Origin of the sequence: Bradyrhizobium sp. 44 (assembly GCF_023073095.1) — a bacterium.
Taxonomy (GTDB): Bacteria; Pseudomonadota; Alphaproteobacteria; order Rhizobiales; family Xanthobacteraceae; genus Bradyrhizobium.
The window spans coordinates 371,175-393,995 of record NZ_JADPIY010000014.1; the positions used below are offsets into that span (position 1 = coordinate 371,175).

23 protein-coding genes and 1 tRNA gene are annotated in these 22,821 nt (G+C 65.4%); 13 read left to right on the forward strand and 11 right to left on the reverse strand.

The genetic code is table 11. The features are described 5' to 3' along the window. The first annotated feature begins 12 nt into the window (after positions 1-12). From IVB41_RS12630 to IVB41_RS12645, 4 genes are all read left to right on the forward strand, one after another. Positions 13-552 (forward strand): VOC family protein, encoded by a 540-nt coding sequence (locus tag IVB41_RS12630; protein WP_247431527.1) that lies wholly within the window; start codon positions 13-15, stop codon positions 550-552. A 4-nt stretch (positions 553-556) separates the two neighbouring features. Further along, complete coding sequence (locus tag IVB41_RS12635) at positions 557-1,780, forward strand: ribulose-bisphosphate carboxylase large subunit family protein (RefSeq protein ID WP_247431530.1); 1,224 nt, start codon at positions 557-559, stop codon at positions 1,778-1,780. Beyond that, positions 1,777-3,141 carry a four-carbon acid sugar kinase family protein gene (locus IVB41_RS12640; RefSeq protein ID WP_247431533.1) on the forward strand — a complete coding sequence of 455 codons (1,365 nt, stop codon included), beginning with the start codon at positions 1,777-1,779 and terminating at the stop codon, positions 3,139-3,141. Before IVB41_RS12635 ends, IVB41_RS12640 begins: the two co-directional genes overlap by 4 nt. Before the next feature lie 196 nt (positions 3,142-3,337). Next, the gene (locus IVB41_RS12645; protein WP_247431535.1) at positions 3,338-3,580 is read left to right on the forward strand and encodes a hypothetical protein; all 243 of its coding nucleotides are present in this window, start codon (positions 3,338-3,340) and stop codon (positions 3,578-3,580) included. Between the two features lie 485 nt (positions 3,581-4,065). On the opposite strand, the gene IVB41_RS12650 is transcribed toward IVB41_RS12645, so the two are convergent. The 4 genes from IVB41_RS12650 to mnmA form a co-directional block, all read right to left on the reverse strand. Then, positions 4,066-4,142: transfer RNA gene (locus tag IVB41_RS12650), tRNA-Met, on the reverse strand. Positions 4,143-4,456: 314 nt separating this feature from the next. Then, positions 4,457-4,813 carry a hypothetical protein gene (locus tag IVB41_RS12655; RefSeq protein ID WP_247431538.1) on the reverse strand — a complete coding sequence of 119 codons (357 nt, stop codon included), beginning with the start codon at positions 4,811-4,813 and terminating at the stop codon, positions 4,457-4,459. Between the two features lie 46 nt (positions 4,814-4,859). Further along, positions 4,860-5,498, reverse strand: a complete 639-nt coding sequence (locus tag IVB41_RS12660; protein WP_247431541.1) for a class I SAM-dependent methyltransferase — start codon at positions 5,496-5,498, stop codon at positions 4,860-4,862. Between the two features lie 20 nt (positions 5,499-5,518). Then, a complete protein-coding gene (mnmA, locus tag IVB41_RS12665; protein WP_247431544.1) occupies positions 5,519-6,700 on the reverse strand; it encodes a tRNA 2-thiouridine(34) synthase MnmA in 1,182 nt (393 codons plus the stop codon). Positions 6,701-7,049: 349 nt separating this feature from the next. Between mnmA and IVB41_RS12670 the strand changes: the two genes are divergently transcribed. From IVB41_RS12670 to IVB41_RS12710, 9 genes are all read left to right on the forward strand, one after another. After that, positions 7,050-8,708: a flagellar hook-length control protein FliK gene (locus IVB41_RS12670; RefSeq protein ID WP_247431547.1), complete on the forward strand. Its 1,659-nt coding sequence runs from the start codon at positions 7,050-7,052 to the stop codon at positions 8,706-8,708. A 13-nt stretch (positions 8,709-8,721) separates the two neighbouring features. Continuing rightward, positions 8,722-9,429, forward strand: coding sequence for a flagellar hook capping FlgD N-terminal domain-containing protein (locus IVB41_RS12675; protein ID WP_027570434.1), 708 nt, complete (start codon positions 8,722-8,724; stop codon positions 9,427-9,429). A gap of 372 nt (positions 9,430-9,801) precedes the next feature. Beyond that, positions 9,802-10,077 carry a DUF1153 domain-containing protein gene (locus IVB41_RS12680; protein WP_002714638.1) on the forward strand — a complete coding sequence of 92 codons (276 nt, stop codon included), beginning with the start codon at positions 9,802-9,804 and terminating at the stop codon, positions 10,075-10,077. 192 nt (positions 10,078-10,269) lie between these two features. Further along, positions 10,270-11,877: a flagellar basal-body MS-ring/collar protein FliF gene (gene fliF, locus IVB41_RS12685; protein WP_027570433.1), complete on the forward strand. Its 1,608-nt coding sequence runs from the start codon at positions 10,270-10,272 to the stop codon at positions 11,875-11,877. Between the two features lie 17 nt (positions 11,878-11,894). Further along, positions 11,895-12,986 carry a flagellar motor switch protein FliG gene (gene fliG, locus IVB41_RS12690; protein WP_007614076.1) on the forward strand — a complete coding sequence of 364 codons (1,092 nt, stop codon included), beginning with the start codon at positions 11,895-11,897 and terminating at the stop codon, positions 12,984-12,986. Continuing rightward, on the forward strand, positions 12,986-13,606 hold the full coding sequence (locus IVB41_RS12695) for a FliH/SctL family protein (protein ID WP_007614077.1): 621 nt from the start codon (positions 12,986-12,988) through the stop codon (positions 13,604-13,606). Before fliG ends, IVB41_RS12695 begins: the two co-directional genes overlap by 1 nt. Positions 13,607-13,608: 2 nt before the next feature. Continuing rightward, entirely contained in the window at positions 13,609-13,959 is a 351-nt protein-coding gene (fliN, locus tag IVB41_RS12700; RefSeq protein WP_007596160.1) for a flagellar motor switch protein FliN, read from the forward strand. 44 nt (positions 13,960-14,003) lie between these two features. Then, the gene (locus IVB41_RS12705; protein ID WP_247431550.1) at positions 14,004-15,389 is read left to right on the forward strand and encodes a sigma-54-dependent Fis family transcriptional regulator; all 1,386 of its coding nucleotides are present in this window, start codon (positions 14,004-14,006) and stop codon (positions 15,387-15,389) included. A gap of 214 nt (positions 15,390-15,603) precedes the next feature. Next, positions 15,604-16,752 carry a M20 family metallopeptidase gene (locus IVB41_RS12710; RefSeq protein ID WP_247431553.1) on the forward strand — a complete coding sequence of 383 codons (1,149 nt, stop codon included), beginning with the start codon at positions 15,604-15,606 and terminating at the stop codon, positions 16,750-16,752. Positions 16,753-16,862: 110 nt separating this feature from the next. Here the strand turns inward: IVB41_RS12710 and IVB41_RS12715 are convergent, their stop codons facing one another. The 7 genes from IVB41_RS12715 to IVB41_RS12745 all read right to left on the reverse strand — a co-directional run bounded on the left by IVB41_RS12715 (position 16,863) and on the right by IVB41_RS12745 (position 22,518). Beyond that, positions 16,863-17,021: a hypothetical protein gene (locus tag IVB41_RS12715; protein ID WP_247432901.1), complete on the reverse strand. Its 159-nt coding sequence runs from the start codon at positions 17,019-17,021 to the stop codon at positions 16,863-16,865. Between the two features lie 95 nt (positions 17,022-17,116). After that, entirely contained in the window at positions 17,117-17,698 is a 582-nt protein-coding gene (locus tag IVB41_RS12720; protein WP_247358326.1) for a flavin reductase family protein, read from the reverse strand. 33 nt (positions 17,699-17,731) lie between these two features. Continuing rightward, positions 17,732-18,568: an ATP-binding cassette domain-containing protein gene (locus IVB41_RS12725; RefSeq protein ID WP_027570429.1), complete on the reverse strand. Its 837-nt coding sequence runs from the start codon at positions 18,566-18,568 to the stop codon at positions 17,732-17,734. Between the two features lie 20 nt (positions 18,569-18,588). After that, positions 18,589-19,395, reverse strand: coding sequence for an aliphatic sulfonate ABC transporter permease SsuC (gene ssuC, locus IVB41_RS12730; RefSeq protein ID WP_247287687.1), 807 nt, complete (start codon positions 19,393-19,395; stop codon positions 18,589-18,591). Further along, positions 19,392-20,567 carry an FMNH2-dependent alkanesulfonate monooxygenase gene (gene ssuD / locus IVB41_RS12735; protein ID WP_247431557.1) on the reverse strand — a complete coding sequence of 392 codons (1,176 nt, stop codon included), beginning with the start codon at positions 20,565-20,567 and terminating at the stop codon, positions 19,392-19,394. Before ssuD ends, ssuC begins: the two co-directional genes overlap by 4 nt. Next, complete coding sequence (locus tag IVB41_RS12740) at positions 20,564-21,517, reverse strand: sulfonate ABC transporter substrate-binding protein (RefSeq protein ID WP_247431560.1); 954 nt, start codon at positions 21,515-21,517, stop codon at positions 20,564-20,566. The genes ssuD and IVB41_RS12740 overlap by 4 nt, the downstream gene beginning before the upstream one ends. A gap of 38 nt (positions 21,518-21,555) precedes the next feature. Continuing rightward, positions 21,556-22,518, reverse strand: a complete 963-nt coding sequence (locus IVB41_RS12745; RefSeq protein WP_247431563.1) for a sulfonate ABC transporter substrate-binding protein — start codon at positions 22,516-22,518, stop codon at positions 21,556-21,558. Positions 22,519-22,821: the final 303 nt, after the last annotated feature.

The window sequence follows — 22,821 nt, forward strand, 5'->3', positions numbered from 1 at the left end:
GGGAATCATGCAATGAGCCGTTTTTTTGGTGAGATCCGGCAAGCCGGCTACGTCGTTGACGACATCGAGAAAGCCATGGACTATTGGAGTCGCGAACTCGGCATCGGTCCCTGGTTCTACAATCCGCGCGTGCCGATCGTGAACTACCATTATCGCGGCAAGGCCTATGAACCGCACAATTCGGTGGCGCTCGCGAATTCAGGGCCGTTGCAGATGGAGCTGATCCAGATCCGCAACGATGCGCCGTCGATGTATGCCGACTTCCTGAAAGCGGGAAACAAGGGCTTGCAGCACGTCGCCTACTGGACCGAAGATTTCGACGCGGATCTGGCGCGCCTTGAGACCGAGGGCTTCAAGCCGGTCATGAGCGGCGAAGTCGGCACGCGTGGGCGCTTCGTCTATTTCGACACGGAATATCATCCGGGCACGGTGATCGAATTGTCGGAGGTCGCAGGACCGAAAGGCAAGATGTTCAACCTGATCCGCGCAGCCGCCGAGGACTGGGACGGACGCGACCCGGTGCGGCCGTTCCCCGATCTGACCAAGCTTTGATCCCGTGACGGCAAATCCTATTCGCATCGAAGCCGACTATCTGATCGAGACATCAGTCGATCCGCGGCTTGCGGCGGAAACCATGGCCGGCGAGCAGTCGAGCGGGACGTTCGTCGCGGTGCCCGGCGAGACGCCGGAGCTGAAGGCACGTGCGGCAGCCCGCGTCGAGAGCCTCGAGTTGCTTGATGCGGTCGCCGCACCGTCGCTTCCGGTTGCCCGTCCGATCAACGCCGACGGCCCCTGGCAACGCGCGCGCGTGACCCTGTCGTGGCCACTCGACAATATCGGCGCGTCGCTGCCTAATCTCGTCACGGCGACCGCCGGCAATCTCTGGGAATTGCGCCAGCTCACCGGCCTGCGGCTGCTCGACCTGCGACTGCCGCTCGCATTCGCTGCCGCCTATCCCGGACCGAAATTCGGCGTCGCCGGCACGTGCGAGCTCACGGGCGTCAGCGGCCGTCCGCTGATCGGCACCATCATCAAGCCAAGCATCGGGCTCAGCCCGGCCGAGACGGCCAGTCTGGTCACCGAGCTGTGCGCGGCCGGCATCGACTTCATCAAGGACGACGAGCTGCAATCGGACGGCGCCTATTGTCCGTTCGACGAACGCGTGCGCGCCGTGATGCGCGTCGTCAACGACCACGCCAACCGGACCGGCAAGAAGGTCATGATCGCCTTCAACCTGACCGGCGAGATCGATCAGATGCGCCGCCGCCACGATCTGGTGCTGGCCGAAGGCGGCACCTGCGTGATGGCGAGCATCAACTCGGTCGGTCTCACCGGCATGGTCGAGCTCGGCCGCCACACGCAGCTCCCCATTCATGCCCATCGCAACGGTTGGGGCGCGCTGAACCGTCATCCCGCACTCGGCTGGGACTATACGGCGTGGCACAAGATCTGGCGGCTGGCCGGGGCCGACCACATGCATGTCAACGGTATCGGCAACAAGTTCAGCGAGACCGATGACAGCGTGGTCACCTCCGCCAGGGCCGCGCTGACGCCGATGTTCGCGCACAAGCCGTGCATCGCGATGCCCGTGTTCTCGTCGGGCCAAACGCCGGCGCAGGCGCTACCGACCTGGCGCGCGCTCGGCTCGACCGATCTCATCTTCGCAGCCGGCGGCGGCATTCTCGCCCACCCCGATGGACCGGCCGCCGGCGTTGCCGATCTGCGCGCGGCGTGGGACGCCGCGATTGAAGGCGACGCCGTGATCGCGGGCAAGCCATGAGGAGCGCGTCCGCCTTGCCCGACGGCCCGCTTGTTGCCTTCTACGGCGACGATTACACCGGCTCGTCCGCGGCGATGGAGGCACTCACCTTCGCGGGCCTGCCGACGATCCTGTTCCTCGAGCCTCCGACGCCGGAACGTCTCGCCGCCTCGCGCCAGTTTCGCGGCATCGGCATTGCCGGCACGGCGCGGGCGAAGGATCCGGCCTGGATGGAGCAAAATCTTCCGCCGGCCTTCGACGTGCTCGCCGGCATCGGCGCGCCGATCGCGCATTACAAGGTGTGCTCGACTTTCGATTCCGCGCCGCATGTCGGCTCGATCGGGCGTGCGATCGATCTCGCCGTGCCGCGGCTCGGCGGCAGCTGGCATCCGCTGCTGGTGGGAACCCCGGCGATGGGCCGCTACCAGATGTTCGGCCATTTGTTCGCTTCCGCAAACGGCGTCGGCTATCGCCTCGACCGGCATCCGACCATGTCGCGTCATCCGGTGACGCCGATGGACGAGTCCGATCTCCGTCGACATCTCGCAAAGCAGACGGCGCGGTCGATCGGACTGATCGACTTCGTCACCATGGCCAATGGCAGCGCGGACGAAGCACTCGCGCGTGCGCAGGCCGCCGGCACCGAGATCATCTCGCTCGATGTGCTCGACCAAGCCTCGCTGACCGAAGCCGGCCGTCTGATCTGGGAGCATCGCGGCAAACGGCTCTTTGTTGCGGGCTCGCAAGGCGTCGAGCAGGCGCTGGTCGCCTATTGGCGGTCGTCGGGCCTTCTTCCCGACAGCAAGCTCGATCTTCGCCTTGCCGGCGTCGAGCGTATCGCTTGCGTATCCGGCTCCTGCTCACCCGTCACCGCAGCACAGATCGCTCATGCCGCAAGGAACGGCTTCGATGTCGAGCGGCTCGATGCAACGCGCGCCGTCGATCCGGCTGAATGGGCCAAGGAAGTCGGCCGCGTCGTCGAGCGAGCGCTCGCTGCGCTCGCGTCGGGGCGCGATGTGCTCCTGATCACTGCAAGCGGCCCCGACGATCCCGCCATCGATGCACTGAACGCGGCGATCACAGCGGGTGGCGCTACGGCGGCCGCGGTGAACGACCGCATCGGCGCCGGGCTGGGCCACGCGCTGGACTCCATTCTGGAAACAGCGCGGCTCCCGCGCACCGTGGTCGCTGGCGGCGACACATCCGGCCAGGTGCTACAGGCCATGGGCATCTATGCGTTGACTGCGATTGCCCCGCTCGCGGAGGGGGCTCCGCTCTGCCAGGCATCATCGGATCGCACGCATGCCAAAATCGAGATCGCCCTGAAGGGCGGACAGGTGGGCGGCGTCGACCTGTTCAGCCGTGCGAGAGACGGCGGATAGACTAGTCGGCGCGCGTGAGACACGGAAGAGTTCTGGTTCGGATCGAACGTATCGAGTCCGCCTGCGACCATGATCATCCCTATGAAGTGATCGTCGCTTCTTTCGAGATGGCTTCACCCTATCGGCAAGCTCGCCAATGCGGGCGTGCGGCCGGTTTCCACCACTCGGGAGCTAGGCGACGGACTCGGCGCAAGTCATGATGCGGCAGATCATCGGTATGTTCGACGAATACTCGTCCCGCGGGGAACGGCAAACACGTCCGGAAGGTCGAGAATGCTCGTCAGGGCTTCTAAAACGTTTTCCCGTCCCACTCGAATATAAAACCGTCGAGGTCGACACGCGAGGCGCCCGATTCAAGAAGAAGCTGACCATCGACGCCGTGGAGGCCGAGACCGTCAAGCAGATCTTCCCTTGTACTGCCAGGGCGAGGGCACGTTAGGACCGCTCGGCGCCAATACCCCGACCACCCGGCTCAACGAGCCCGGCTACCGTGCCCGCCGCAGTGCCCGTTTCGGCGTTGCATCCACGAGATTCTGCCCCACGACGCCCGAGCGGTTTCAAAGCTCCTTGGCACGCGCCTCTCACTGGGCAATTCGGGTCGTGGTAGCAGGCAGATCCCCTGCGCCGCCGCTCTCAAGGCGGAGACAAGGCTGCGCCGACCGCTCGCCGCAGGCACCGCTTCGGCGTTCGTTGAACCGCCCGAAGGACCGGGCGTCGTCGCTCGCCGGCTCGTCCAAGGAGGCAATCCTTGAGCCCACGGGATCGTGCGAAGGCGGGAAAGTCTGGCGTGGCGGGCGATGTAGGATTCAAACGCGGTGCACGCGAGCAGACGAGGCTTCGACTCAACGATCGGAAAATGGTGGTACCGAAGGTGGTACGCCGATTATTCGGACAGCGACACAGGGCCTAAGTCATTGAAATCATTGGTAGCGGGAGAGGGACTCGAACCCCCGACCCCAGGATTATGATTCCCGTGCTCTAACCAGCTGAGCTACCCCGCCACAGGGTCGCGAGGGCCGAACAAGGCCATCTCGCGAACGCGCGGCATATAAGGAAGGGGGCGGCGGGCTGTCAATCCGAGTTTGCTTCCGCTTTGGCTAAAGCTTCCGCCTGCGCCAAGGCTTCCGCCTTCGCTAAAGCTTCGGCGGGACATGTCGGCGGGGATTTGGGCCTTTTGGCGCTGAATCCGTCCTGGCCGGGCTTGTCCCGGCCATCCACGGCCGTCGCGCGGCCACAAGAACGTGGATGCCCGGGACGAGCCCGGGCATGGGGATGCGGAACAGGCTCCGCTTACGCCAAGGCTTCGGCGCGACAGCTATTTCGGCCGCACCGTCGGGTCGCCGCCGGGGCTGCCGGGGGGCGGGATGACCGGCATGGCGCCGTTCGTGCTGGGCGCCGGGGCGTGCATCTCGGGGTCGACGCCCAAGGGCGGGCAGAGCACGCCGTCCGATTTTGCCAATTTGTCGCCGAGCGGTTCCCGGGACTGGCCGGTGGTGGTGCCGTCGGTTGAGCGGTTCGGCCGGTCCTGCGGCGTACAACCGGTGGCGTGCTGCGGGGATGGCGGCGCGGTTTGTTGCGGCGGCGTCGCCGGGGCGGGCGGGGCCTGCGCGATCGCGCTGCCGGAGGCGGCGATCAGGAGGCTGGCCAGAATGATGTTTGATGTAGTGCGCATGGGAGGGAAACGCGCGGGGCGTACGCCCTGTTCCCACCCCCGAACATTACGATTTGAGGTAGCGGATCAGCGAAAAATGCCCCATCGGCGGCATCGGGCGGCGCTCGGCCAGCGTGACGCCTCCGTGTTTTGCGGCCCAGTCGACCAGGCGCGCCCACGGAAACTCCGGGCGCCAGCCGAGACGGCGAGCCAAGGGCGCAAACGCCAGCTCGGACAGTTTGCGCAAACCCTTTTCGGCGCCGATGTGGTTGACCAGGATCAGCTCGCCGCCGGGCTTCAAGACGCGCACGAACTCGTCGAGCGTGCCTTCGGGATCGGGCACCGCCGTGATGACGTATTGTGCGACCACCGCGTCGAAGAAGTTTTCGGGGAAGGCGAGGTTTTTGGCGTCCATCACCGAGAGCACTTCGACATTGGAGAGCCGCAAGCTCCGCACGCGCGATTGCGCCTTGCGCAGCATCGGCTCAGAGATGTCGACGCCGCAGATTTTTGTGGTGCGCGCGTAATCCGACAGCGAGAGGCCGGTGCCGACGCCGACGTCGAGGACGCGGCCGCCGATGCGGTCGGCCTCGGCGATGGTCGACTGCCTTCCGGCGTCGAACACCTTGCCGAACACGAGATCGTAGACCGGCGCCCAGCGGCCATAGGCCTTCTCGACCCCGGCCCGCGAGATGTCTGCTGCCATGCCCCTACCCAATATATTTTTTAGCCGCGGACCGCTTCTGCGAGCGGCCTCGTCGTGCTGCTTGCGGCTTTCGCGGCGGCGCTTTGAATGAAGCCGCCGCCGAGCACGCGGGCCTGGCCGCCAGGTGCGTCGTAGAACACGCAGGCCTGTCCCGGCGAAACGCCCTCTTCGCCGGCGACGAGCTCGACCTCGTAATGGCCGTTCGCGCCGCGCAGCCACGCAGGCTGCGGCGCGCGGGTCGAGCGCACGCGCACGAACATTTCGAGGCCATTCCCGATCGCGCGGTCGATGTCGCCATCGCCGATCCAGTTGACGTCGCGCAACACGATGCGGTGCATCTTCAGCGCCTCGCGCGGGCCGACGACGACGCGGCGGTAGGCGGCCTCCAGCCGCACCACGAACAGCGGCGCGGCGGCTGCGATGCCGAGGCCGCGGCGCTGGCCGATGGTGAAATTGGCGATGCCGTTGTGCCGGCCGAGCACGCGGCCGTCGAGATCGACGATGTCGCCGGGGTCCATCGCGTTCGGCCGCAGGCGGGTGATGATGTCGGTGTAGCGGCCGGTGGGCACGAAGCAGATGTCCTGGCTGTCGTGCTTGTCGGCAACCGCGAGACCGAAGCGCCGCGCCAGCTCGCGCGTCTCGGGCTTGGTCATGTCGCCGAGCGGAAAGCGCAGATAATCGAGCTGCTCCTGCGTGGTCGCGAACAGGAAGTAGCTCTGGTCGCGATCGGCGTCGGCGGCACACACCAGCGCGCGCGAGCCGTCGGCGCGGCGGCGCGAGGCGACGTAATGGCCGGTGGCGAGCGCGGTGGCGCCGAGTTCGCGCGCGGTCTTCAAGAGGTCGCGGAACTTGACCGAGCGGTTGCACTCGATGCACGGCACCGGCGTCTCGCCGAGCGCGTAGCTGTCGGCGAAATTGTCGATGACGGACTCGCGAAAGCGGTCCTCGTAGTCGAGCACGTAATGGGGAATGCCGAGCTTGGCCGCGACGTCGCGGGCGTCGTGGATGTCCTGGCCGGCGCAGCAGGCGCCCTTGCGATGGGTGGCCGCGCCGTGGTCGTAGAGCTGCAGCGTGATGCCGACGACGTCGTAGCCTTCCGCCTTCAAAAGCGCAGCCGTCGTCGAGGAATCGACGCCGCCCGACATGGCAACGACGACCCTGGTATCCTCAGGACGGCCTTCGAGATCCAGACTGTTGAGCATGGGCCTTAAAGCGTTGTGGACGGCGGCGTTGGGCGATCCGCTGGGTGCTTCCGGCGGGACAACGGCGACCCGCGGGAACTGAGAGTTCCCGAATGGCGCGGCCTGCCCGGTCGAAAGCGGCTGAGAGCTGTCTCTTTAATATAGGCGGCCTTCCGGTGAAGCAATCACGGACCCCGCATGGTTTACGGCAATTCTTGCCGGGGAGGCAGAAATGGTGGGGCTTCGAGAGGCCTCGCGGCGGAGGCGCCAATTCGCCAAGATATTGATTTGTCTCGACAAAACTTGATCGCGCAAGGGTGGCCCGCTCCTTGCTACCTTTCATGGCGAAGATGTTTCCAAGGGGTTGCCTGTGGTCGGTCGTACGTCAGATGTAGCGGCAAGCGTGCAAGTGCAGAGCGCGCAGCAAAAGCCTGCCCGGTCGCAAGCCCCGAAAGACAGCTCCGCCAACGATTCCTTCGGCTCGCTGGTGGACAGCAACACCCAGGCGATCAACGACAGCGCGGCGTCCTCCGCACAGGACACCCCGCGGCGGCCGGATTCATCGTCCTCCGCCTCGGACAAGAGCCCGCGCGATCGCGCGGCGAGCGACCAGTTCTCGCAGAGCAAGGCCAGCGACGACGCCGACAATTCCGCGTCCGCCAAAAACGACGCCAGGAACGACGCCAGGAACGATGCCAAGAGCGACGCCAAGAACGACTCGACCGCCGATGCGGCCAAGGCTGATAGCAAGACCAAGGACAAGCCGAAGGCGTCCGACGCCAAATCGGCCGACAAGTCTGCGGACAAGTCCGACGAGACCAAAGCGGACAAGGCCGACGGCACCGATGGCCTCGCCGCCGCCGTCGATACCGCGGCCGCCGCGCAGATTGACGCGACGCAGGCCGCCGTGCCCGATCCGAATGCACTCGTGGTGGCCGTGCCGGTCGATCCCAACGCGACCGCGAACCAGGCCGCCGGCCCCGCCTCCTCGCCGCTGACGATTGCCGCCGCCGGCATCGCCGCCAGCGCATCCATCACGGCGCAGATCGCCGGCACCAAGACCGATACCGCGACGCCGGGCGACAAGAGCGCCAAGACCGCGAGCGCCAAGGTCGATGCCGACACTTCGGCGACGCTGGCCGATGCCGCGACCGGCACGACCGGTTCGACCGCGACCGATGCCAAGACCAATGGCGGCCTGATCGCCGCCGTCGACCAGGGCACGCCAAAAACCTCGTTCAAGGCCGCAGCCACTGCGCAAGGCGCGAGCGACGTCTCCAATATCGGTCAGGACACCGGCAAGGCGAACGCCGCGCAGACCTCGGCGACGGCAGCCTCCGCCACCACGGCGCATCCGCAAGCCGACAAGCCGCCGATCGACGCGAACGCGGCCGACACCAAGGCTGGCACTTCCGACCGCACCGCCGATGCCGCACCGGCGACGGCAACACCGCATGCCCACGCGGGCATGCAGGCCGCTATCCCCACCACCGACGCCAGCGCGCAGGCGGCCTCCGCCATTCAAGCGCCGCTGACCAATACGACTTCGGCCGCGACCGCTTCGACCGCGACGCTCACGGCGACCGCGGCGAATGCCAATGCCATACCGATCAGCGGCGTGCCGATCGAAATTGCCGCCGCCGCACGCGCGGGCAAGACCCGGTTCGACATCAGCCTCGATCCGCTCGACCTCGGCCGCATCGACGTCCGCATCAATGTCGACCGCAACGGCCAGGTCACCTCGCATCTCACCGTCGAGAAGCCGGAGACGCTGCAGATGCTGCGGCAGGACGCGCCGCAATTGCAGCGCGCGCTCGACGATGCCGGCCTCAAGACCGGCAGCAACGGGCTGTCCTTCAGCCTGCGCGACCAGAATTCATCGGGCCAGCACTCCGGCCAGAACAACGACAATGGCGGCAATGCCCGCCGGCTGATCGTCAGCGACGAGGACGCAGTTCCCGCGGCCCCGGTCGGGCGCAGCTACGGCCGCATGCTCGGATCGAGCAGCGGCGTCGACATCAGAGTGTGAGGAGTATTCGATCATGACCACCACGAACGCCGCCACTGCCCCATCCGTCGTCTCGGGCACGACGGACCTGCCGAAATCCTCGTCGAACCCCGGCCTGGGCTCGACCACCGGCGCGACGCTCGCCGGCAACTTCCAGACCTTCCTGACGCTGCTGACGACGCAGCTGCAGAACCAGAACCCGCTCGATCCGCTCGATACCAACCAGTTCACCCAGCAGCTGGTGCAGTTCGCCGGCGTCGAGCAGCAGCTCAAGACCAACGACTCGCTGTCCCAGCTCGTCACCCTGCAACAGACCACGCAGGCGACCCAGGCGCTCGGCTTCGTCGGCAAGACCGCCCTGGTCGACGGCACCACCGGGACCATGACGAATTCATCGGCGACCTGGCATCTCAACGTGCCGAGCGACGCCACCGTCGACATCACCATCGCCAATGCCAGCGGCCAGACCGTGTTCACCGGCAAATACACCGCCGGCGCGGGCACCGACGTTCCGTTCACCTGGAACGGAATGGGCAATGACGGCACGCAATGGCCCGACGGCAAGTACACGATCTCGGCCACGGGCAAGGATGTCGCCAACAACAATGTCGGCATCGCCGCGCAGGTGCAGGGCACGGTGTCATCCGTCGACCTGACCCAGTCGCCGCCGCTGCTGACCATCGACGGCTCCAGCTACACCTTGAGCCAGGTCAAGAGCATCATCGCGACGGCCAGCAATTAAAGGCGGAATGTCGCGACTGAATATTCGGTGTCGTCCTGGCGAAAGCCAGGACGCATAACCACCGCAAGTCGTTTTGGCGCGAGGACCTGACCCCGAGTCGTCGTAGCAACTCTTCCCTGGGGTAATGGGTCCTGGCGTTCGCCAGGACGACAATTGGAGCCTTGCAGCGTCGCGCGCAGGCCTCGTTCGTTAGTAAAGTATTTACGAACATCCCCTCGGCCCGCCTGGACGCACCGTCCCGCCGGTCGAGACGGCTGCGTTCCAGCCATTTTCAACGAGAATTGTATTGAAGCCTTAGGCTTAGCGGATTTTTAAGCCGGCGCGCGTAGGGTTCCTGAGTGAGTTCAGTGGTTGAGAGTTTGTGAGTACGCCATGACAGAACCCCATCGCCCGAGGGTAAAATACGTCATCGGGCCGGACGGTAGTCCGTTGACGATTGCGGATCTGCCTGCACCCGGCACCAAACGCTGGGTCATCCGCCGCAAGGCCGAGGTCGTCGCCGCAGTCCGTGGCGGTCTTCTCTCCCTTGAGGAGGCCTGCAGCCGTTATACCCTGACGGTTGACGAATTCCTCTCCTGGCAGTTTTCGATCGACCAGCATGGTCTGGCGGGACTTCGCACCACCCGTATCCAACAATATCGCCAGTAGGCAATCCGGAAATCTGCGGCTTTTGACGAAAATCGGCCTCGCCTTGCGAGGCCGATTTTTTTCATGTTTCGTTTTGGCGCGACTTTTGTCGCAGCTCTTAACCTTCGTTAACCATATCGAAACCATCACCTAGGCAATAATTGCCCAGTCGGCCTTTCCTGTGAAAGCAGCCGAATCTGTCGGGGCGGTTGCTTGCAAGGTCTTGCGGACTTTCTGAAGGGTATTGGAGCCGCCCGGTTCGGGGCGATGATCGCGGTCACCGCCGCGCTCGTCGGCTTCTTTGCGTTCGTCATCATGCGCGTCACCACGCCGCAGATGACGACGCTGTTCACCGACCTCAGCGTCGAGGACTCCTCGGGCATCATCAAGGACCTGGAGCGGCAGGGCATCCAGTTCGAGCTGCGCAACGAGGGCACCATCATCATGGTGCCCAAGGACAAGGTCACCCGCCTGCGGATGAAGCTCGCCGAGGGCGGCCTGCCCAAGGGCGGCGGCGTCGGCTACGAGGTGTTCGACAAGTCGGATGCGCTCGGCACCACCTCTTTCGTCCAGAACATCAACCATCTCCGCGCGCTGGAAGGCGAGCTCGCCCGCACCATCCGCGCCATCGACCGCATCCAGGCCGCCCGCGTCCATTTGGTGCTGCCCGAGCGCCCGCTGTTCTCGCGCGAGGCGCCGGAGCCGTCGGCCTCGATCGTGGTTCGGGTCCGCGGCGCGCTGGAAGCCCAGCAGATCCGCGCCATCCGCCACCTCGTCGCCTCGGCCGTGAACGGGCTCAAGCCGCAGCGGGTCTCGATCGTCGACGAGACCGGGCAGCTGCTCGCCGACGGCGCGCAGACCGATCCGGACCAGCAGATCGGCGACGAGCGCCGCACCGCCTTCGAGAAGCGGATGCGCAAGCAGGTCGAGGACATCGTCTCCTCCGTGGTGGGCACGGGGCGCGCCCGGGTCCAGCTCTCCGCCGATTTCGACTTCAACAAGATCACCCAGACCTCGGACAAGTACGACCCCGAAGGCCGCGTGCTGCGCTCGAGCCAGACCCGCGAAGAGCAGAGCATGACCGCCGACAACAACGGCCAGGTCACCGTCAACAACGAGTTGCCCGGCAATCAGCAGAACGGCGGCGTCGCGGCCAAGGACCAGAGCAAGAAGAGCGAAGAGACCAACAATTACGAGATCTCCCGCACCACCAAGACCGAGGTGACCGAGGCCGGCCGGGTCAACCGCATCTCGGTCGCGGTGCTGGTCGACGGCATCTACTCCAAGAACGAGAAGGGCGATCTGGCCTACCAGGACCGCACCAAGGAGCAGCTCGATCGGATCGCCACGCTGGTGCGCTCGGCGATCGGCTTCGACCAGAAGCGCGGCGACCAGGTCGAGGTCGTCAATCTGCGCTTTGCCGACGCCCCGTCCACCACGCCGATCGCGGAGCCGAGCGGCTTGCTCGGCATGCTCCAGTTCACCAAGGACGACGTCATGTACTTCGTCGAGCTTGGCGTGATGATGCTGCTCGGCCTGGTCGTGCTGTTCCTGGTCATCCGGCCGCTGGTCAAGCGCATCCTGGCATCGGACGAAGTCGCAGCCGCCATCTCCGGCGTCCTCACCGGTCCGGCGAGCGACGAGGCCGCGCCCGCCAGCCAGCCACTCCTGCCGAGCGGCGCTGCGAGCGCGATCGACGTCGCCACCGTCCAGGGCCAGGTCCATGCCCAATCCGTCCATCGCGTCGGCGAACTCGCCGAGCGCAATCCCAACGAGACGGTCGCCATCATCCGCCAATGGCTGACCGAACCCGCGAAATAATCGAGAAGTGATCTGACATGGCCGCTGCCCTGCAAAACGCCAATTCCAACGACATCACCAGCGTGATCTCCACGCTCGGTCAGCGTGCCGTCGGCCGCGCGGGTGCCAAGACCGAAGCAGTACCGGGGCCGAAGCGCGCTGCGATCCTGATGCTGGCGCTCGGCGAGCAATATGGCGGCAAGATCTGGGGCTTGCTCGACGACGACGAGGTGCGCCAGCTCTCCCTGGAGATGTCGACGCTCGGCACCGTCGAGGTCGACACGGTGGAGGACATGCTGCTCGAGTTCGTCTCGCGGATGTCGGCCTCCGGCGCGCTGATGGGCAATTTCGACGCCACCGAGCGGCTGCTCCAGCAATACCTGGCCCCCGAGCGCGTCAACGGCATCATGGACGAAATCCGCGGCCCCGCCGGCCGCAACATGTGGGAGAAGCTCTCCAACGTGCAGGAAGAGGTGCTCGCCAACTACCTCAAGAACGAATATCCGCAGACCATCGCGGTCGTGCTGTCGAAGCTGAAGCCGGAACACGCCGCCCGCGTGCTCGGAATCTTCCCCGAGGATCTGGCGCTCGACGTCGTCAATCGGATGCTGAAGATGGAGGCGGTGCAGAAGGAGGTGATCGAGAGCGTGGAGAAGACGCTGCGGACCGAATTCATGTCCAATTTGTCCCAGACCCGCCGACGCGACGCCCACGAGGTGATGGCGGAAATCTTCAACAATTTCGACCGCCAGACCGAAACCCGCTTCATCACCTCGCTGGAAGAGGACAACCGCGAATCGGCCGAGCGCATCAAGGCGCTGATGTTCACCTTCGACGACCTCGTGAAGCTGGATTCCGGCTCCGCCCAGACCCTGATGCGCAACGTCGACAAGGACAAGCTCGGCGTCGCGCTCAAGAGCGCCAACGAGGACGTCCGCAACTTCTTCTTCGGCAACATGTCTTCTCGTGCGGCCAAAATGCTCCAGGACGACATGGCGGCGATGGGTCCGGTCCGCCTGCGCGACGTCGACGAGGCCCAGGCGCTGCTGGTCAATCTCGCCAAGGACCTCGCCGCCAAGGGCGAGATCATGCTGACCAAGAACCGCGCCGACGACGAGCTGGTGTACTGATGGCCGCTCCGGCAAAATTCCTGTTCGACAACGACTTCGCAGCGCCCGACCGGACGCGCGAGAAGGCCGCAACCGCGGCCGAGATCGCCCAGAAGGTCGCGGAAGCCGAGGCGCGCGCCTATCAGGACGGCTTCGCCGCTGGCCAGCGCGAGGCCAAGGCCGAGAGCGACCGCCGTGTCGCGCTTGCCATGGAAGAGATCAACATCGCCATCCGGGGCATCGCCTCGGGCATCGGCAACATCGAATCCAAGATGGAGACCGAGGCGGTCGACGTCGCGGTCGCGGTGGCGCGCAAGCTGTGCGCCGATCTGGTCGCCGCCGAGCCGCTCGGCGAGATCGTCGCGCTGGTCAAGGACTGCTTCTCGCATCTGGTCGCGACGCCGCATCTCGTCGTCCGCATCAACGACGCGCTCTACGATGCCGCGCGCGAGAACATCGAGCGGCTGGCCAGGCAGAACGGCTTTGAAGGCCGGCTGGTGATTCTGGCCGAGCCCGAGATTGCCACCGGCGACTGCCGGATCGAATGGGCCGATGGCGGCGTCGTGCTGGAGCGCGCCGCCATCGCGGCCAAGATCGACGAAATGGTGGGGCGCTACGTTGCGTCCCGCAGGGGGAGTTAATCATGAGCGACACTGACGGACAGGTCCCGCTGCCCGATCTCAACGGCCCGATGCCGCCTACCGGCACCGACGTCGGCTACAACGAAGACGAATACGCGACGCGCGCCGCCGCCGACCTTGAGGCCGTATTCGACGTGCCGGTGCAGGTCTCGGCCGTGCTCGGCCGCTCCAAGATGGACGTCAGCGAGCTGTTGAAGCTCGGACCGGGGACCGTGCTCGAGCTCGACCGGCGCGTCGGCGAGGCCATCGACATCTACGTCAACAACAAGCTGGTCGCCCGCGGCGAAGTCGTCCTGGTGGAGGACAAGCTCGGCGTGACCATGACTGAAATCATCAAGACTGAACGCGCCTAAAGCGACGACGCGCGGCAGCGCGACCAGACGGACAGGAGACTGACATGCGGCTTCTCATCGTTGGCACATTGAAGGGCCAGCTCACCACCGCCACCAAGATCGCGATGGCGAACGGCGCCACCGTGACCCACGCCGAGGATAACGAACAGGCGATGCGCGTGCTGCGCGGCGGCAAGGGCGCCGACCTGCTGCTGGTGGACGTCGCCCTCGACATCCGCGACCTCGTGATACGTCTGGAGGCCGAGCACATCCACGCCCCGATCGTCGCCTGCGGCATCACCAACGACGCCCGCGCCGCGGTTGCCGCGATCCATGCCGGCGCCAAGGAATACATCCCGCTGCCGCCGGACCCGGAACTAATCGCAGCGGTGCTGGCTGCCGTCGCCAACGATTCCCGCGAGCTGGTCTATCGCGACGAGGCAATGGCCAAGGTGATCAAGCTCGCGCAGCAGATCGCGGGCTCGGACGCCTCGGTGATGATCACCGGCGAATCCGGGACAGGCAAGGAAGTGCTGGCTCGCTACGTCCACACCCGCTCGGGACGCGCCAAGCGCCCGTTCATCTCGATCAACTGCGCCGCGATCCCCGAGCATCTGCTGGAGTCCGAGCTGTTCGGCCACGAGAAGGGCGCCTTCACCGGGGCGATCGCCCGCCGCATCGGCAAGTTCGAGGAGGCGACCGGCGGCACGCTGCTGCTCGACGAAATCTCGGAGATGGACGTCCGCCTGCAATCGAAACTGCTCCGCGCCATCCAGGAGCGCGTGATCGACCGCGTCGGCGGCACCAAGCCGGTCCCGGTGGACATCCGCATCATCGCGACCTCGAACCGCAACCTGGTCGAGGCCGTGCGCGAGGGCACGTTCCGCGAGGACCTCTTGTTCCGGCTCAACGTCGTGAATCTGAAGATCCCGCCGCTGCGCGAGCGTCCCCTCGACATTCTCGAGCTCGCCCAGCACTTCGTGAAGAAATACGCCGAAGCGAACGGCGTGCCGATGCGCCCGATCTCGGCGGAAGCGCGCCGCGTGCTCTCCACCAACCGCTGGCAGGGCAACGTCCGCGAGCTCGAAAACACCATGCACCGCTCGGTCCTGATGGCGCAGGGCGACGAGATCGGCGCCGATGCGATCCTCACGCCCGACGGCGACCGCCTCGACCTCGCCAAAACCGTGCCGGCCGTGGCGCATGCCACCATGGCCGCCGAGCAGGTGACGCGGGCCCTGGTCGGCCGCACCGTCGCGGACGTCGAGCGCGACCTGATCCTGGAGACGCTGAAGCACTGCCTGGGCAACCGGACCCATGCCGCCAATATCCTGGGCATCTCGATCCGTACGCTGCGCAACAAGCTCAACGAATATTCCGACGGCGGCATTCCGATCACGCCAGCCGGCACCCCGGGCGAGTATCCGCGCATGCCGATGGTGGGGGCGTAAGATCCACGCCGATTGAGAATGCGAATGCCCGGGATCAATCCCGGGCATTTTTGTTTGAGGTAGAACGTCGCCGCGCGCCACGCCCCAGTGTCGTCCCGGCGAAGGTGGAGAGATATCCCGCCTTGAACCGCAGCATGGCCGCACCGCATCCGGCGACTAGGTCAGGCCCCCGCAAGGCCCTATAAACTCGCGTGAGAACCACGCGAGGATCAACATGTCTCAAGATCAAATCACGGACTGGCTGGCGACGCAGCGGCAGGCGATGATGGACCTGCTGCGCGATGTCGTGAACATCGATTCCGGATCCTATGACAAGGAAGGCGTCGATGCGGTCGGGGCGCGGTTCGAGCGGCATTTTGCCGAGCATGGCATTCCGTTCCGGCGCGAAAGCCACGGCACTTTCGGCGATGCGATCCACGCCGAGGTGGCAAAGCCCGGCAGCAACGAGAAGCCGGTGCTGTTGATGGGACATCGCGACACCGTGTTCGGCAAAGGCGAGGCCGCGCGGCGTCCGTTCACGATTCAAGACAAGCGCGCCTATGGTCCTGGTGTTGCGGACATGAAGTCCGGCGTCGTCATGAACATATTCGTGGCAACCGCCTTCCACAAATTCGGCGGCAATCCGCACCCGATCAAGCTGCTGATCACCTCGGACGAGGAGATCGGATCGCCCTCCTCACGGCCGGTGATCGAGCGCGAAGGACGCGCCGCGCGCGCCGTGTTCAATTCCGAGCCAGGCCGCCCGACCGGCAATATCGTCACCGGCCGCAAGGGCGGCATCTTCATGCATTTCGCCATCATCGGCAAAGCCGCGCATTCCGGCGCCAATTTCGCCGCCGGCGTCAGCGCAATCGGCGAGCTCGCGCACAAGATCGTGCATATCCACGCGCTGACTGATCTCGACAAGGGCATCACGCTCAATGTCGGCCTTGTCTCGGGCGGGCAGTCCGTCAACACGACCGCGCCTTACGCTGAAGGGCAGATCGACCTGCGCTACGTCGATCCGGCGGACCGCGCGAGGGTGATGGCCGCGATCGAGACCATCATCGCGACACCTTACGTGCCCGGCACCAGCGCGACGCTGACGGTCAAGGGCGAGTTCGTGCCGGTGGTGCAGAGCGCCGATTCAAAGGCGTTGTTCGAGAACTATCAGGCCGCCGCAAAGCAGGCCGGCCTCACCACGCTCGAAGGCGAGTTCTCCGGCGGCTGCGCCGATTCCGGCTTCACCGCCGCGGTCGGAACGCCGACCATCTGCGGACTAGGCCCGGTCGGCGGGCTCGCGCACACGCCGGAGGAATATCTCGAGCTCGACAGCATCGTGCCGCGCGCGCAGGCGCTGGCGCTGGCGATCTCGCGGGGGTAGTCGCCACGCACTCCGCCGTCATGCCCGGGCTTGTCCCATCCACGTCTCTCCGGGAAGCGCGGCGGCGCGTGGATGGCCGGGCCAAGCCCGGCCATGACGAGGAGAGAACCTCACGAATAGCTCGGCGCATCCGGCCTGCGGAAGATCTGGATGGGGTCGCCCGGCACGATCGGATGGCCGCTGAACATCGCATAGGCATAGAGCGCGAGATAGGCGATCGCGAGCGCGCCGAGCGCATAGAAAGCCCAGGTCGCGACGCGTTTCATCATTGCGCTCCATTGCTGTCCCGGCGGGAGGCTCAGGCAGCGCTTCTAGAGCGATGACGGGGAAAAGGCCAGCCTGCACGGCCTGTGGCCGGCGGCGATCAAACGCCGCGCCGGACCTGGGTGGGAACGCTGACGTCCGCAAGCCGGAGTGCGTCTTCGTCCTGATCCACCGCCACGTACTGGCCGTGCCAATAGGCCAGCGCAGCATTGCGGGTCGAATTCCTGACGTCTCGCACCCGCCCGATGATGATCCCATGCGAATGGCGCTCGAAGATCTCCTCGACTTCGCAATCGACGGCGGACAATGCGCCGACCAGCAGCGGAACACCCGAGACCGCCGTCACCCATCTGGCGCCCGCGAAACGATCGGCGCCCTTGAGCCCGCCCTTGCCGGCAAAGCGCTCGGCGATGTCGAGCTGATCGGCCGCGAGGATATTCACGCCGAAAGCGCCGTGGCGGCGGATCAGCGGGAAGGAGGAGGCGTCGCGGTTGATGCTGACGATCAGCGTCGGCGGATCGACCGAGAACGAGCTGACCGATGTGACGGTCATGCCGGTGATGTCCTTGCCCCGTCCGGCGGTGATGACGCTGACGCCGCCGGTGAGATGGCGCATGGCGCCGCGGAAATCGGCGGAGGAGACGACATTTTCGGTCATGAGATCGCGGGGCACTACATTCATGGCATCGTCCCCAAGCGGGGGGTCCCTGTCTATCTAGGTACGATCGTCCGCCGACAAAAGGTGGCTCAGGATCGAGCCTTCGAGACCCGCGAGCTCGGCCGAGCCACGTTCGCGCGGCCGGGCCGTGTTAACCACAACGTCATGGGCGATCCGCCCTTCCTCGATCACCAGCACCCGGTCGGCCAGCGCGACCGCCTCGGCGACATCGTGGGTTACCAGGATCGCGGTAAAGCCCTGGTCGCGCCAGACGCGCTCCAGCAACCGCTGCATCGAGATGCGGGTCAACGCGTCCAGCGCGCCAAGCGGCTCGTCGAAGGCGAGCACACGGGGACGCGAGACCAGCGCGCGGGCAAGAGCTACGCGCTGCTTCTGGCCGCCCGACAGTACCGAGGGCCACTGGTCGCGCTTGTCGGTCAGTCCGACTTCGGTCAACGCCTTATCGGCGCGTGTATGCGCATCACTGGATGAACGATCGCGACCGAGGCCGACCTCGACATTGGAGAGAACGCGGGCCCAAGGCAACAGCCGCGGCTCCTGGAACATCACGCGGATATCCTCGGGCTTCACGGCGTCGCCGAGCGAGATGCTACCGGCGTCGAACTTCTCCAGGCCCGCGATGAGGCGCAGCAGCGTGCTCTTGCCGCAGCCGCTCTTGCCCACAATCGCGACGAACTGGCCGGCGGGGATGTGCAGGTCGATGCCGCGCAGCACCTCGTTGTCGCCGTAGGATTTGCGCAAGCCGCGGATGCTGAGCGGCAGGCCAGATGTCTGCACCGGGCGCTCCTCGCGCACGACGCGGGCGTGAGGCGCGAAATGGGCGCGGCTGGCGAGTTCGGTATCCGGAAGGGAGGTACGAAGGGCTGTCTGCATGTGATTCCCAGTATGTCTGCTCAGCGTTTCCAATAAGCGGGGTGCCAGGAGAGCGTCAGGCGCTCCAGCACGCGGGAGGCGCTGTCGGCGAGCTTGCCGAGCAGCGCGTAGATCAGGATCGAGAGCACCACGACGTCGATCAGCATGAACTCGCGCGCCTGCATCGCCATGTAACCGAGGCCCGAGGACGCCGCGATGGTCTCGGCGACGATCAAGGTCAGCCACATGATGCCGAGCGCAAAACGGATGCCGACGAAGATCGAGGGCAGCGCGCCCGGAAAGATCACCCGGCGGAACAGCTCGCCGTCGGTCATGCCGTAAATGCGGCCCATCTCGATCAGCTGCGGGTCGACGGTGCGGATGCCGTGCAGCGTGTTGAGGTAGATCGGGAAGAACACGCCGAGCGCGACCAAAAACAGCTTCGCGCTCTCGTCGATGCCGAACCACAAAATGACAAGCGGGATCAGCGCCAGATGCGGCACGTTGCGCACCATCTGCAGCGTGGTATCGGTGAGCTTTGACGACAGTTGCGACAGGCCGTTGGCGAGGCCGAAGGCAAAGCCGATGCTGCCGCCGATCAGGAAGCCGATCGAGGCGCGCCAGAACGAGACCCAGATGTTGCGAACGAGCTCGCCGGAGAGCAGCAGCTTCCAGCCCGCAAGCAACACGTCGCTCGGCGCCGGCAGCACCCGCGTCGGCACGAAGCCGGTGACGCTGGCGACCTGCCAGATCGCGATGATGGCGAGCGGCACGATCCACTGGATCAGGCCGTCCGCGCGCGGCAGGCGCAAGCCGCGGGGAAGCGAAACGCTGTCGATCAGGCTCATGATTGCGACACCTGCTGCTGCGGACGATAATCGCTTCCGACCGTTTCGCCGAAGGGGCCACCGTTGAAGTGAAGCCTGGTCACGTTGCTGGGCTGCTCCATCGAGAGCAGCGGGAACACCAGCTCGGCGAAACGATAGGCTTCCTCCAGATGCGGGTAGCCCGACATGATGAAGGTGTCGATGCCGATGTCCTGATACTCCTTGATACGGGCCGCGACGGTCTGGGCGTCGCCGACCAGCGCCGTGCCGGCGCCGCCGCGCACGAGGCCGACACCGGCCCACAGGTTCGGGGCGATCTCGAGCTTGTCGCGCTTGCCGCCATGGAGCTGCGCCATGCGCTGCTGGCCGACCGAATCCATCCGCTCAAAGTTCTTCTGCGCGGTCGCGATGGTCTCGTCGCTGACATGCTTGATCAGCTCATTCGCCGCACGCCAAGCCGCGTCATTGGTCTCGCGGACAATCACGTGGAGCCGGATGCCGAAGGATAGTTTTCGACCGCGAGCCGCGGCGACCTCCCTCACCTTCGCGATCTTCTCCGCGACCAAGGCCGGCGGCTCGCCCCAGGTGAGATATTTGTCGACGGTATCGACGGCGACGTCGATGCCGGCATCCGACGAGCCGCCGAAATAGAGCGGCGGACGCGGCGACTGCACCGGAGGAAACAGCAGCTTGCCCCCTTCGACGTGGATGTGCTTGCCCTCGACATTGACGGTCTTGCCAGCGAGCAGCTCGCTATAGACGCTGAGGAACTCGCGGGTGACCTCGTAGCGCTCGTCATGGGCGAGGAAGATGCCGTCGCCCTTGTTCTCGACGGGATCGCCGCCGGTGACGACGTTGACCAGGAGCCGGCCGTTGGTGATGCGGTCGAGCGTCGCGGTCATGCGCGCGGCTACGCTCGGCGATTGCAGGCCGGGCCTGACCGCCACGAGATAGCGCAGCCGCTCGGTGAACGGCGCGACCGAGGAGGCGACGATCCATGAATCCTCGCAAGACCGCCCGGTCGGCAGCAGCACGCCGAAATAGCCGAGCTGGTCGGCAGCCTGCGCGATCTGGCGCAGATAGTTGAAATTGACCTCGCGGCCGCCGATGCCGGTGCCGAGATAGCGGCCGTCGCCGTGGGTCGGCAGGAACCAGAGGATGTTGGCGTTCGCTTGCTTGCTGTGCGTGCTCATGATCCTGGCCTCCGCGCCACGTCGGAAATCTTGATGGATTTGGGGATCAGGTTGAGCGCGAAGAACGCGTCCGCAACCTGCTGCTGATCGGCGATGACGGCATCGGTCAGCGGCTTGATGCCGTAGGATTGCCGCTTCAGCGCGACCTCGACCACCGGCACTGACAGGCCGATCGACGGCGCCAGCTGCTCAGCAACCGCGTGGATATCACCCTTGGCCCAATCGTCGACCGCGCTCAGCTCGGCCAGCACGGCGTCGACGATCTCAGGATGGGCTTCGAGGAATTTCTTCGAGGAGAAATAGAACTGGTAGTTCGCGACAATGTTCGTGCCGTCAGCGAGCGTGCGGGCGCCGGTCGCCACTTCCGCAGCGGCCTGGAACGGATCCCAGATCACCCAGGCATCGACCGCGCCGCGCTCGAAGGCGGCGCGCGCATCGGCTGGCGCGAGAAACACCGGCTCGATCTCGGAATATTTGACGCCGGCTTTCTCCAGCGCCTTGACCAGGAGGTAATGGACATTGGAACCCTTGTTGAGCGCGACCTTCTTGCCTTTGAGGTCGGCGACCGATTTCAGCGGGCTCTCCTTCGGCACCAGGATCGCCTCGCCCTTCGGCGCCGGCGGCTCGTAGGCGACATACTGGATCGGCGCGCCGGCGGCTTGCGCGAAGATCGGCGGGGCTTCGCCGGTGTTGCCGAAATCGATCGCGCCGACATTGAGCGCCTCCAGCAGCGGCGGGCCGGAGGGGAATTCGGTCCACACCACCTTGTAGCCGTCGGCAGCTAACTTCGGCTCCAGCGTGCCCTTGCTCTTGAGCAGCACAAGCTTGCCGTATTTCTGGTAGCCGATGCGGACCACCTTGTCCTGTCCGTAGGAGGTGCCGACCGCGGCGGCGACGATGCCGATCGACAGCACGATGGCCGCGATCAGACGCTGGATGATACGCCTCATGTTCAAACCCTTTTGAATGGGAAGGCTGGTTGGCACGATCAGGCTGCCGGGTTGCGCCAGACGATGTCGCGGATCACGATCGGCTTCGGGATCAGGCCGAGCTTGTGGAAGCGGTCGGCGACGCCCTGCTGGGTCGTGACGACGTCGTCGGTGACCGGGCCGACCACGAAATTCGCGCGATTGGCGGCGAGGGTCTGGATGTCCAACGGGACGCCGGTGATCGCGGCGAGCGATTTGGCGACCTCGTCGCGGTGCTGCTCGGCCCATTGACCGGCCGCGGTCGTCACATCGATGATCTGTTGCAGGACGGCGCCGTGATTCCTCGCGAACTCGCGATTGGCGATGAAGAAGGAATTTGTCTTGGTGACGTCGCGCGCATTGATCAGGATGCGGCCGCCCTGCTTGGTCTCGCCGATCGCGAAATACGGATCCCAGATCGCCCAGGCTTCGATGCTGCCATTGGCAAAGGCGGGCCCGGCATCCGGCGGCGTCAGATAGACCGGCGTGATGTCGGCATAAGTGAGGCTGGCTTTCTCCAGCGTCTGCACCACGATATTGTGGGCGCTGGAGCCCTTGGTGAAGCCGACGCGCTTGCCCTTCAGGTCGGCGATTGAGCGGATCGGCGAGTCCTTCGGCACCAGGATGCCCTGCCCGTTGGTGATGGGCTGGCCGGCGGCATAGACGATCGCCGCGCCCGCGGCCTGGGCGAACACCGGCGGGGAATCGCCGACCGCGCCGAAATCGACGCTGCCGACATTCATCGCCTCCATCATCGGAGGCCCCGACGAGAACTCGACCCATTTCACGTCGACGCCCAAGGGCGCGAAATGTTTTTCCAGGGCGGCCTGCTGACGCGTGATAACCAGCACGCCGGTCTTCTGGTAGCCGACACGAATTTCCTTTACCGCGCCTTGTGACGTTCCTTGTGCTTTGGCACTCGAAGCGAATGCGGCGACTGCCGCAGTTCCAACGGATAGTTTGAGAAAGTCCCGACGTTGCATCCGACACTCCCGGCCGCGTGCGGCCGTCCTTCATTCGTGCTCGGGAATGATGGTGCGGCTGATCGAAGGTGTCGAGACGCGCGGAAAAATAGCGATGCAAGCACTGCGCGCATGGCGGAGCGCATGATTAATCTTTCAATCGGCGGAGCGAATGCAGGGGATATTTTTCCGCACGCGAATGTGAAAAACGCACGCGCCCGGCCAAGATTCAAAAAATCGCGAAAACAACCCCATGCACAGTAGCCGGGGCGTGCGAAAACAATGACTTACGCCTTATCCGAAATTGCTTTGACTCGTCGGGCA